Annotated in this window: 6 protein-coding genes and 1 pseudogene; 4 read left to right on the top strand and 3 right to left on the bottom strand. The window is 53.0% G+C overall.

Going from position 1 to position 10,772, the window contains the following annotated elements; genetic code table 11:
* Window positions 1–211: 211 nt before the first annotated feature.
* Entirely contained in the window at window positions 212–949 is a 738-nt protein-coding gene (locus L1D47_RS19355) for a YciK family oxidoreductase (RefSeq protein ID WP_239886448.1), read from the bottom strand.
* A 260-nt stretch (window positions 950–1,209) separates the two neighbouring features.
* On the opposite strand from L1D47_RS19355, the gene L1D47_RS19350 reads away from it, so the two are divergent.
* From L1D47_RS19350 to L1D47_RS19340, 3 genes are all read left to right on the top strand, one after another.
* Window positions 1,210–3,696, top strand: coding sequence for a VolA/Pla-1 family phospholipase (locus L1D47_RS19350; RefSeq protein WP_239886447.1), 2,487 nt, complete (start codon window positions 1,210–1,212; stop codon window positions 3,694–3,696).
* Between the two features lie 122 nt (window positions 3,697–3,818).
* Entirely contained in the window at window positions 3,819–4,850 is a 1,032-nt protein-coding gene (gene sohB, locus L1D47_RS19345; protein ID WP_041509469.1) for a protease SohB, read from the top strand.
* A 138-nt stretch (window positions 4,851–4,988) separates the two neighbouring features.
* The gene (locus L1D47_RS19340) at window positions 4,989–6,002 is read left to right on the top strand and encodes an AraC family transcriptional regulator (RefSeq protein ID WP_239886446.1); all 1,014 of its coding nucleotides are present in this window, start codon (window positions 4,989–4,991) and stop codon (window positions 6,000–6,002) included.
* Here the strand turns inward: L1D47_RS19340 and L1D47_RS19335 are convergent.
* Both L1D47_RS19335 and L1D47_RS19330 read right to left on the bottom strand, forming a co-directional pair.
* Window positions 5,999–7,201: an SO2930 family diheme c-type cytochrome gene (locus tag L1D47_RS19335; RefSeq protein ID WP_239886449.1), complete on the bottom strand. Its 1,203-nt coding sequence runs from the start codon at window positions 7,199–7,201 to the stop codon at window positions 5,999–6,001. The two genes, L1D47_RS19340 and L1D47_RS19335, sit on opposite strands and share 4 nt — an antisense overlap.
* A 76-nt stretch (window positions 7,202–7,277) precedes the next feature.
* Entirely contained in the window at window positions 7,278–9,929 is a 2,652-nt protein-coding gene (locus tag L1D47_RS19330; RefSeq protein ID WP_239886445.1) for a parallel beta-helix domain-containing protein, read from the bottom strand.
* A 704-nt stretch (window positions 9,930–10,633) separates the two neighbouring features.
* Between L1D47_RS19330 and L1D47_RS19325 the strand changes: the two are divergent.
* A pseudogene (locus tag L1D47_RS19325) lies at window positions 10,634–10,772 on the top strand (IS4 family transposase); the annotation flags it as partial.

The raw sequence follows: 10,772 nt of genomic DNA, 5'->3' as shown, positions 1-10,772 counted from the left end.
GACTAGGGCCATTCGCTGCAAACTGTGCCTAGCATCTATCCACTTTAAGCACACGCAGAGCAAGCACGGGACTTATTCGCACCTTCCTTAGATAAGTAGTTATTCTACAATTAAAAATACTAATACAGTTATCGAGCGTTTTAACAAGCTAGAATGATCAATTATTTATTACGATTGGTATAAAATGCGCCCAGAGTGGGCGCATGCCTGATTACTGCGCGTTAAACTGTTGGCCCGTGACGCCTTTAGCATCGTCACCCATGAGGTAGAGATAGGTGGTCATTATCGCTTCAGGGGTCTTGAGATTCTGTGGGTTTTCGGCTGGGTAAGCATTGGCGCGCATCTTGGTGCGGGTGGCGCCAGGATTGATGCTGTTGACTCTCAGGTTGCTGCTTTCATATTCGTGCGCCAGAGACTGCATCATGCCTTCGGTGGCGAATTTAGAGATGGCATATTCACCCCAGAAGGCGCGTCCTTGACGACCGACACTGCTTGAGGTGAACAGGATAGACGCAGAAGGGGCTTTCTTCATAACAGGCAGCAGCGCCTTGGTCATCATGATCTCGGCGACTACATTGACCTGTAGCACTTCCTTGACCGAATCCATCGAGATATGTTCGAAGGGGCCAAGTACACCCAGCAGGCTGGCGTTATGCAGCAGGCCGTCGAGGTGACCAAACTGCTGTTCTATGGTTTCGGCCATGTCCTGGTAGTTCTGCTCTGTGGCACCCTTAAGATCCAATGGCACGATTGCAGGAGTCGGGTAGCCCGCCTGTTCTATCTCGTCATAGACGGCTTCCAGCTTCTTGACTGTCTTGCCCAGCAAGATAACGGTGGCACCATGTTCGGCGTAGGCCAGAGCAGCGGCGCGGCCAATACCATCTCCGGCGCCAGTGACCAGTATCGTTTTATCTTTAAGTAAATCTTTTGCTGCCTGATATTCCAACATGAGTCAATTTTTCCTGTAAGCGGAAATCCCCGCCATTTCTATGATTTATTCGAGCCTGATACGCATGTTTTAAACAAATGATTGATTAATGACCGTCAATCTGCTGTTTGTGTGTGACAAAATTGTAGCTAACTCAATAATTTTGCGTTAACTTGAGTGGCAATAAGGACGGTAAAAGTCCTATTGGTCACGCAAGGAAGACTATTGTGACCAATTTTTGGGGAAAACAAAATTATTACAACAAGATTTGGGGAAAAAAGATGAAAAGACTCTTTTTGGGTGTCGCAATTGCATCCGCATTGGGAATGGCTGGTTGTAGCGAAGATAGCGTCGATCAACTCGCAGAGAAGACCGAGCCGCTAATCCCTCTGTCACACATGGTATTCGATCCTGAAAACAGCAAGGTACCATTACCCAACGATCTGCTCTTTAGCGGCACCACAGACGGTACCCTGACCATGCCGGGCGAGGAGGCCGACGGCACAAGCGACTACACAGACCCTCAGATGGCGTTAGGCGCCCTGGATGGTTGGTCTACTACCTCTCCCATTTCGATTAACGTCGAACCTGCGGCCGACCATGACGGCACCATGCTGACACTGGCTGCCGCTTCTGTGGCGCAGCCAGGTGCGGTGCGCATGTTTGAAGCCACTGTCGGTGGTCCACTCTCATCGGATCCCGAGTGTCAGTCTGCGCCTTCGGTTTCAGCCTGTAAGTTAGGCGATGAGCTACAATTTGGCGTCGACTTTGTCGCCAGTGCCTCTGGCAACACCATCGCTATCGTGCCGCTAAAGCCGCTTAAGGCGGGTCAATCTTATGTGTATGCCACGACCGATCTGATTCAAGACTCGGCTGGACGTCCTATTGCGCCGTCAACCACCTACGGCACGCTGAAGTTGGATATTGAGACCAAGCCGTTACAAACGCCAGAGCAGCTAATGTTGCAAGCCTTGGTAAACAGCTACGAGAAAGGAATGGCCGCCTCACATGGCGTAGATGCTTCGACTGTCAGCTACTCAGGTCTGTTTACCACTCAGTCGGTAAGCGATGTCTATGAGACGACTAAGCTACTGATGCTGCAAGAAGGCTCACCTTTTGCCCCATCTATCTCAGTACCACAGCCTCATCCGCTGGGGATCACTGTTGCTCAGGCCGCTAGATTAAAGCCTGAAGACGGTGTTGCCTATGTGGTTTCCAGCCTTGCCGATGTGTATGTCGCAGAGCTGACACTGCCGACATATGGTGCCTGTAACTCTGTGATGTGTAACGGCATCAATGGTAGCTGGCATGCGCTGGGCGACAGTCCGGTCGCCGTGCTGCTGGCACTGCAATCTGGCACCCTGAGTCAGCAAAATTACGGCGCCCAGGCCTTGGCTCATAAAATCGACCCCGCGGCCGGCCTAGCCAATCCAGCCCTGTTGGCAGGCAAGACCTGGTTACTCGATGATGGTACGCCGGCCGATAAGGCCAAGCACCTGACTAAGTTCAATCCTATCCCGGCCCCAACCGGTAGCGAGAAGGTGCCTGTACTCATCTCTATGCCAAACGCCGAGCGTCTGGCGCAGTTCTACGCCTCACAAGGCTTACCTTTTACGCCGCCTACGGCAGGCTGGCCAACCACCATCGCCATGCATGGTCTAGGCGGTGGTAAAGAGATGTCATTGGCCTACGCCGGTAGCTATGCTGCCATGGGCGTTGCTACTATCGCGATCGATATGCCACTGCATGGCGCGCGATCGTTCGATGCAAATGGCGATGGCATCTACGAGGTATCGGCGAGCGATCCAGCATTTGGTGCCGTTATCGGCAATACAGATGCATTTAAGAACGGTAATCCGCTGGTGTTTGTGAACCTGGAAAGCACCCTGGCAGTACGTGATAACTTCAGACAGGCGACAGTGGATCATCTCGGCCTTCGCGCCGCCTTGACTGGCCTTGCCGGTGGTTTAGCCGCAGCGCAGATGCCGCAGATGTTCGATATTACTAAGATCAGCGCACAGGGTCTGAGCCTGGGTGCTATCGTGGGTACCGATTTTGCTACCTATGCCAACTCTGGTCTGAACCATCCTGTTAATGGCGCTGATCTTAGCTATGTGCATAAGCTCAATGCGGTTTCTCTGGTGGCACCAACCGGTGGGTTTGCCGGTACCTTCATCGGCTCCGAGACCTTCGGTCCACTGCTGTTTAACAATGTGACGGCAAGCGATACCTTCCAGGCGCTGGTGGATAAGGCTAACGTTGCTGGTTACGAGCCGGGTACGCCCGAGTATGCGGCCCTAGTGCAGGCTGTCTATGCCGAATTCCTGCCAACTTTCGCCTTCGCGGTGCAGACTGCGGTCGACAGTGCCGATCCAATTAACCACGCGGCTCAGTTAAAGGCTAATGAAATGCCGATACATCTGATTGAGGTAGTAGGTGATGGTAGTAACTTGCCGGATCAGGTGTTACCTAATCGTGTAGAAAAGTTCCCTGTATCAGGTACCGAGCCATTGATCGCAGGCCTTGGCCTGGAGTGTATCGACACCACGACAGTAGGTTCTGGTGCGGTACGTTTCAGCAAGGGGCATCATAGCTCTATCGTGAGCCCAAGTGAGGTGCCTGGCGTGACCGATGGCAGCGCCGCAGCGGCCACGGTTGAGATGCAGCAGCAGGTTGCCGCGTTTGCTCTTACCGCCGGTAAAGGTCAGGCAAGTGTGCTAGTGCAGGATGACTCTGTGATTCAGCCTTGCGCCGTACCAGCAAACTAATAAGTATCACTCGATAGAAAAAACCCAGCTAGGCTGGGTTTTTTTATGGCTGGATTTGTTATTGCACTCAGGGCTGCTAGAATAGCGGCCAGATTTTTAAGGCCTGATCACGGAGCTGAATTTTGGAATTTTTGTATGAGTATGGACTCTTTCTGGCAAAAGCCGTCACCATAGTGGTGGCCATCGTTGCCGTCGTCGTGTTGATATTGGCGTCTGCGGTAAAGCAGAAGGCCGATAAGGGGGAGCTTAAGCTCACCAACGTGTCTGAAGATCTTAAGGCACTCAAGCATGACTTGAAGGAAGAGCTGCTGAGCAAGAAGCAGTTTAAGGCCTACGAGAAAAGCCTTAAGGCAGAGGCAAAAGCCAAGGAAAAAGCAGAGAAGGCCGATGGTGAAGCCGCGCCCACGCCTCGGGTGTTTGTTATCGATTTTAAGGGCAGCTTAGATGCCAATGAAGTGGCGTCGCTGCGTGAAGAGATCAGTGCCATCTTAGCCATCGCTGAAAAAGGTGACGAGGTGGTGGTGAATGTCGAGAGTGGCGGCGGCATGGTGCACGGTTATGGTTTGGCGGCGAGCCAACTCGACAGACTGCGCAGCGCCGAGATCCCACTGACCATCTGTGTCGACAAGGTAGCTGCGAGCGGTGGTTATATGATGGCCTGTGTGGCCAATACCATCTATGCCGCGCCTTTTGCCATCGTCGGCTCTATTGGCGTGGTCGCACAGATACCCAACTTCAACCGTCTGCTGAAAAAGCATGATATCGATTATGAGCAGCATACCGCAGGTGATTTCAAGCGCACCCTGACCCTGTTTGGTGAAAATACCGATGAAGGGCGGCAGAAGTTTCAGGAAGAGCTGGAAGAGACTCACGTGCTGTTTAAGGCCTTCATCAGCAAGTATCGCCCAACGCTGGATATCGCCAAGGTGGCGACAGGTGAACATTGGTATGGCCAACAGGCGCTGGATTTGGGGCTTGTCGATGGTCTGTCGACCAGTGACGATGTGGTGATGAAGCTTGCCGAAGAGAAGACGGTGATTAAGGTTCGCTATCAGCTTAAGAAGAAGATCGCCGACAAGCTTGCCCACAGCGCTTCGCTGGCCGTCGATGCCGTGTTTAATCGCCTCGCCCAGAAGAACCAACCGCTTAGCTAAAGAGGCCACTCTTCTATCGAATAAAAACCCGTCTTTGGCGGGTTTTTACATATTTGTAACTTTTTAATCCCTTCAGGCTTTTACTCATCCACGAAATCTTATACAAAATACTATTCCCCATAGTTTTTGTGAGATGAGATGACGAGTAATACCCGCTATCAGGCGACGCTTAAGGTTGGCGATCAATCTTATCCCGCCTATGAATTGAGGAGTTTGGTCTATTTTGTGGCTCGCCGCTACGGTCAATCCCAGGCTGAAAGCCTCTGCACCGAGATAGGCCTGGGTTTAAATGAGCTGGCTAAGCTCAATTTTGTGTTTGTCTGGCAAGTCGACTATGCCATGGCTTTTCTGGCCGACTTAGATCAAGATCCTCAGATTGGTGGGCGATTGGGGGAGACCTACAGGGTCGAAGATCTCGCGCTTATCTGGCCCTATCTGGCCAGGTGTAAAACCCTCGGTGAATGCCTGGAGTTTGTTATCGCTCACCCCGAGCTGGTGGGGAGTGTCTCGGATACCCTAGTGAGTCAGGGGGAGCGATGCCTCTATTTTCGCTGGCTCAATACGGCGAAGATCTCTTCTCGTCATTTTAGTCTGCAGTTTCAAAACAGTGTCTGTTCCATGTTGGCCTTGGCGCGCCAACTAACGGGGCAGGATGTTAAGCTCGAGCGGGTGCAACTGGCCACTCCGGCTCACGACAGTGAATTTCTGGCGGAGTTTTGCCAGGCCGAGGTGAGCTTTAATCACGAGTTTTTCGAGTGGGCCATCTCCCATGAGGCGCTCGCCTTGCCCCTGGTGTACGACTTCTCCCAGCTACAACTGGACGAGCAGGCCTTGCATGACACCTCCTTGATCGAAAAAGTGCTGGCCATCTTAAATCAAGATTTTCCACAGACTCACAAGCTTGAGTCTATGGCGCAGAGGCTCAACATGAGTGATCGCACCCTCAGGCGTCACCTTGCCAACGCGGGTACCAGCTATCAAAAGCTGGTGGATCAGGTGCGCTGCCAGACGGCAATCGGTCTCATCGTCCAGGGTGACAAGCGCATCGCCGATATCGCAGAGATCATGGGGTTTGGCGACGTGAGCCATTTCCGTCAGAGTTTCAAGCACTGGCTTGGCCTGCCGCCAGGCCAGTTTATTCGCAAGATCTAGCCTGAATGTTGGCAGTTGCCCAGGCTTGGCGGTAGGCCATCTATCCAGGTTTGCAGAACACTCAAGGCCTCTACATGACTCAGGCTGCGGCCGATGGGGGGCATGCGATCTTTAGGGGCATCCAGCATTTGGCAATAGGGTAAGATGGAGTGCTCGCCATCGCCGGGAATGATGTCATAGGAGAGCCCTTTCTCACCGCCATCCCAGCCGGGAGGCTGCTTACATATCCCATATTGAAAGCTGGTGTGGTCCACATAGAAGCCCAGGCGTAGCCCTGAGATGCTGGCAAATCCTTCGGCGCTGTGACAGTGGGCGCAGTTGATATCTAGGTAGCCCTTAGCTCTGGCGGTCAGATCGGCGTTATTTTCTGTGATCGCCGGCGCCGAGTCGGGCGCGCCGCTATCTGGCAGCCCAGTTAATCTTGCTTGTGCGCGCCAATGTTCGAGCTGGTTAATCCTTTCCTTGTTGACCAACACATCATGATTAAGCAGATAGGGCTTGAGGCCTATGGGATAGATCTGGGTGCCATTGTCGCCGGCGCGTTGGTGGCATAGTTTACATTCTGCCCGGCTGGGAACATGATAGGTGAAATCCAGCTGCTCGCCCTGACGCGTCAGGCTGTGGGTCTGATTGGCTCCGGCGATGCTGAGGTGCGCCTCGCCGTCTTGCCAAAGATAGGGCAGCGCCGTCCAGCCGTTCTCGCGGTGTATAAGTAGCCTTGTTTCCACCAAGGTCTCATTGGCTTCCCCGGTAAGCTGAGTATCGCTTGGCAGGGCAAAGGTTTTGACCAGTACGGCGCCGATCGGCAGGTCGAAGGTATCGCTCGGGTGATAGTCGATTTGGCTTCCCTCGGGTAGGAAGATGAAACGGTATTTGTGGGCGTAGTTGGTAAACAGTTGGCTCGAGAGTTCATAATTAAACCCGGGCGCATTAGGGCTGCGAGTCGGTTTATCTGGCTGTTGAAACAGCCGGTATTGGGATAAAGTCGGGCAGTCTTCCGCCATCAGGGCCTGCCAGTTGATCTCGCCCTCTAGGCTATCACACAAGCCCTGTGCGGGATCAGTGCCGCCCGTTGGCGGTGTGCCGGGTTGGCTGGTATCGGTTTGGCCTGTGTCTGATGGATTCGAGGTGGTGTCATCGCTGCCGCCGCAGGCCGCAAGGCATAGCAGCAAGAGGGTTTGACTCAAAAGCGGGAGCATACCTTTTACTGGACGGGTTAACATAGTCTGGGCTCATGATAAGAAGGGCCGCCTATTGGCGGCCCTTGAGTTGGGGTTATTGAGAGCAGGTGGCCAGCGGTAATCGCTTGATCCACTCGGCAATCAAGGCGGTGCCTTCTGTGTGCGACAGGCTGCGACCTATCTCTGGCATGCGATCGCCAGGTACTGTGCTGTCCATACGGAAGTGTAAGATAGAGGTCTCGCTCGAACCCGGCACCACATCGTAGCTCAGCGAGCCACCGCCATAGGCGATAGGCGACTTACAGGTACCGTGAGAGTAGCCGCTGTCCTCGTCATAGGCGCGCCAGAACTCAAGTTTTAACCCTGTGTTAGAGGCGTTGCCTTCCGGACGGTGACAGTGGGCGCAGTTGATATCCAGATAGCCCTTGGCGGTCTGCATCAGCTCTACATCTGTCATGGCCGCGACCTTAGCCTCATCGCCATCGTGGAAGGCGGGCACAGTGGCAATAGTTGCTGTGTCTGGTACGCCCTGCAAGATGCCGGCGGCTTGCCACTTCATCAGCTGGTTCATGGTGCCATCGCTGTAGGCGTAGTCTTTATTCAGGTGACGCGCCTTAGGGCCGATGGGCACGAATACCGCGGCGCTGGCGTCGTCACTCTTGAACTGGTGACACTGCTTACACTGGTTCATACTCGGCACCACATAGTCAAAATCCAGTGTCTTACCGTTGTGAACCACCTGCTTGGCCTGAATGGCGCCTGCCTTGGCCAGCACGGCATCTGTCTGCTCTGCATTAAATACATAGGGCAGGGCCGACCAGCCGGTGGCACGTTTGATTAACAGACGGGTCTCGACCAGGGTCTCGTTGGCCACACCGCGCTTGCTGGTGTCACTTGGCAGGGCAAAGGTCTTAGTGATCACTGTGCCGACCGGGAAGTCCATGCTCTCGTTAGCCGAGTAGTTGGCTACCTTGCCTTCAGGCACGAAGACGAAGCGGTATTTGCTGGCATAGTCGGTAAACAGCTGAGTGTTGAGATCATAAGGAATGCCGCCTGAGTTGGCCCCAGTGCTAGGATCTTTGGTATCGGCAAACAGCTGATAGTCAGAGAGGTTAGGACAGTTGGCGCCCATTAGCGCATCCCAATTCACGCCAGGGGTAGTGGTGCTGCAAAGGCTAAGATCGCCATCGCCCACCAGACCGCCTTCACCTTCGCCTATGGTGCCGCCACCACCGACCAGGTTACCGCCGTCACAGCCCTCGACATCATCATCCACGCCGCAGCCGAAGATCTGATCGCCAAAGGTGACCGTATGTACCGGCAGGCTCACCTGGGCGCAGTCCATGATCTTATCCTGGGTCTTCTCATAGAGGACGTCGGCGATGCTGATGTCAGTGTTGTTGTTGGCATAGAGACGCCCGAAGGAGACATCGCCGTTGTCACGGGCACAGATGTTGTCGCTACCATCCTCGGCGAATGGCTGTTCCTTAAGCCCCAGGTAGGTGGCGGTGCCGTTGTTGGATAGCATTTCGCCCAGGCCATCGTAGAGGATCCCAGGGAAGGCGCCATGGCTCAGCAGATAGGCCTTGATGATATCTTCGATCAGGTAGCCGTTGGGCTTCTTGCCATAGTCTTTGATGACGTTGTCATGCAGATAGATGTTACGCGGGGTCGGTCGCCAGCCATCTTCTATGGGTTGTCCCGGCTGGCCATAGTTGCCCACGAAGGTGGTCATGTCTGGCTCGGCGATAAAGAAGCTGGAGACGGTCACCCCCAAGGTGTCGTGGCCGGTGATCTCGTTGTTGAAGATCTCTACATCGTTGGTGGAGAGGATGATCACCCCTGTGCCCGGCGGCACAATATGTACCCCGGCAGGGTTGGACGAGGCGTTGGCGAAGTTAGGGGTATTGTTGTTATAGACCTTGTTGTTGAAGATACGCACGCTTGAGCCATATCTGTGGTTGTTGATCGGCAGATCGAACACCAGGATACCGCCCGTGTTGCCCATGGCTTCGTTGTCGTAGACGTCAGCGTATTTAGAGTTTTCAATTTCGATACCCGCGACGTTTTCCTTAGCGATATTACGGCGCACGACTATGTACTCAGACTGGCCCACATAGATACCGGCATCGGCGCTGCCCCGCACATAGGTGTCTTCGATGAGGATGTTTTCACACTCTACCGGATAGAGACCGTAGGCGCCGTTGTCTTCATCCAGCGCGCCCTCCCATACAGTCGCCAGGCGTCTTAAGATGATGCCGTTGGTGTTCTTCAGCTTGATGCCGTTGTTCTTGGCCTCATTGACCGACAGATCCTGGATGGTGATGTTAACGGCGTTTTGCACGAAGATACCATCGCCGGTGATCGACTCGGAGAAATCCAGCACAGTCTCTTCCATGCCGTGGCCCATGATGGTGATGTTCTTAGCATAGGCACCATCGCCATCCACATCGCCGTCAAACAGCAGGGTCGACGCTATCTTAAAGTGGCCCTTGGGCAGCACGATCACGTCGTTGCTCTGGGCGTTGATCAGGGCTTCCTGGATGCGGGTGGTGAGGTTTTCACCATCTTCTATGATGATGGCGCCGACGGGAAAGCTTGGGCCGGGATCCGTTGGTGTGGTGGTGACAGGTGGTGTCTCGACGTTGGGTGTTTCGTCATCGTCTGAGGAACAGGCGGTGATGGAGAGGGCCACTGCACTGGCCACTAGACTTGGGAGCAGCCACGAAGGCATCTTGTTGAACATAGTATCTCCTACTTATTGTTATTATTCCTACCTTAGATTGCACTGACGTACTAGATAAGCAATGTGAAATCTGGCCAACAATCTATTAACATCTGGGTTAATCAGTAGCTTAGTACGTTTTTTAAACAGGTGTTTAAGATAAAATTGAGGGAAAACAGCTATGTGTGGAATTTATCAAACAGCAAAATTTCCCCTGCCAAACTGGTAGGAGCAGTTGATTTTAACCTTTAGGGCTGATAGGCAGGCTAATTACCTGGTTCTAGTTCTGGTTCTAGTTCTAGTTCTGGGACGGATGCATTGGGATGAAGCCTGTTGCGGTGAATATCCACAGTGATCGCCGTGAGATCTTTAGCGAATCAGATCAGGCGCTGAGCAGGGATTTAGTTAACCGGTGGTTTAAAGCAAATGAGAACGGCAAGATGGCTGCACGCAACTGGCGCAAGAGTAACCACTCGTTAGCATAGGCTTTTAGCGCAAATCGTTAAGGCAAGCCTTTAGCGTAAGTCTTTGACGCAAGCCTTTAACGTAAGCCTTTAGCAAAAGTCTTTAACCCAAGCCTTTAACGAAAGTTAAGTGAGCATTTTGGGGTAAGATGCTGAGGAATCCCCTGATAACTTTGAGATAAATCATGAAATTAGAGTGAACTTACACCTTGGAATGTGATCTGATTAAGCGCAAACAAAAAACAATCACGGACTTCCAAGGTGCAAGCATTAACTATCTTACATCAATCCCTCTATCAACATTGCCCAGAAATTCACCAAAAGCGTCTAAATACCCTCATGGTTGCCTGCCGGGCTCTCATTGATTCAGACCGTCTTACATTGACCGCTTTAGGTCGTC

The organism is Shewanella sp. Isolate7, assembly GCF_022398425.1.
Lineage (GTDB): Bacteria > Pseudomonadota > Gammaproteobacteria > Enterobacterales > Shewanellaceae > Shewanella.
The sequence above is the reverse complement of the archived record's forward strand: the minus strand, read 5'-3'. Positions and strand labels throughout refer to the sequence as shown.

What these genes read in the sequence shown, in the direction of transcription:
- L1D47_RS19355 (WP_239886448.1), bottom strand. Translation starts at nt 949, where the DNA reads ATGTTGGAATATCAGGCAGCAAAAGATTTACTTAAAGATAAAACGATA.
- L1D47_RS19350 (WP_239886447.1), top strand. Translation starts at nt 1,210, where the DNA reads ATGAAAAGACTCTTTTTGGGTGTCGCAATTGCATCCGCATTGGGAATG.
- L1D47_RS19340 (WP_239886446.1), top strand. Translation starts at nt 4,989, where the DNA reads ATGACGAGTAATACCCGCTATCAGGCGACGCTTAAGGTTGGCGATCAA.
- L1D47_RS19335 (WP_239886449.1), bottom strand. Translation starts at nt 7,201, where the DNA reads ATGCTCCCGCTTTTGAGTCAAACCCTCTTGCTGCTATGCCTTGCGGCC.
- L1D47_RS19330 (WP_239886445.1), bottom strand. Translation starts at nt 9,929, where the DNA reads ATGTTCAACAAGATGCCTTCGTGGCTGCTCCCAAGTCTAGTGGCCAGT.